Here is a 526-nt window from a genome sequence, read left to right as displayed (position 1 = left end):
ATTTCCTCTTTATTTCTCCGAACTGGACATTCAGCGCTTTAAAAAGAAAGGCGTTCTGTCTTTAAATAACCATTATTACCAAGGAACATTAAAAGAAGCATTTCAAATTATGGCTTGTCTGCAAATGATACATATTATCCTGACCAAGCCTTCGCCGCACTCTGATTTGAGTGATCAGGCGATTTTTGAAAAAAACAGCAAGATGCTGAATGATTTTGGGATTTATTTTCCGTTTGCTTTTTCTGACTTTCAAAAGAAGACTAACAAAGCCTTTTTCGGTCAAAGAAGGCTGATATAATCATGCGGCAAGGGCTTTTCTATTTTTAGAAAAGCTCTTTTTGTATCAGAGAAATCATATCATAAAACCTTTCCTCTAACTCCCTTTTTAAACGGCTCGTGTCTGAACATACTAATGATTGAAAGGGGTGCTGACAATGAGTTCAGTTAAAGATACAATGACAACGCAGGTGGCAACCGTTTCTCCGAATCAAACGATTCAGGAAGCGGCTTCTCTAATGAAACAGCA

Annotated in this window: 2 protein-coding genes; both read left to right on the top strand. The window is 37.5% G+C overall.

Features of this window, described 5'->3' with window-relative positions; genetic code table 11:
* Positions 1–298: DUF5365 family protein (locus ACWHAR_RS31720; protein ID WP_452089007.1), on the top strand; the 298-nt coding region annotated here is incomplete at its 5' end.
* 136 nt (positions 299–434) lie between these two features.
* A partial coding sequence (locus ACWHAR_RS31715; RefSeq protein WP_452089008.1) for a CBS domain-containing protein occupies positions 435–526 on the top strand: 92 nt, incomplete at its 3' end.

It is taken from the genome of Bacillus sp. LR--39, assembly GCF_053613335.1.
Note: the sequence above shows the minus strand (reverse complement) of the source record. Positions and strands in the feature narration are given on the sequence as shown.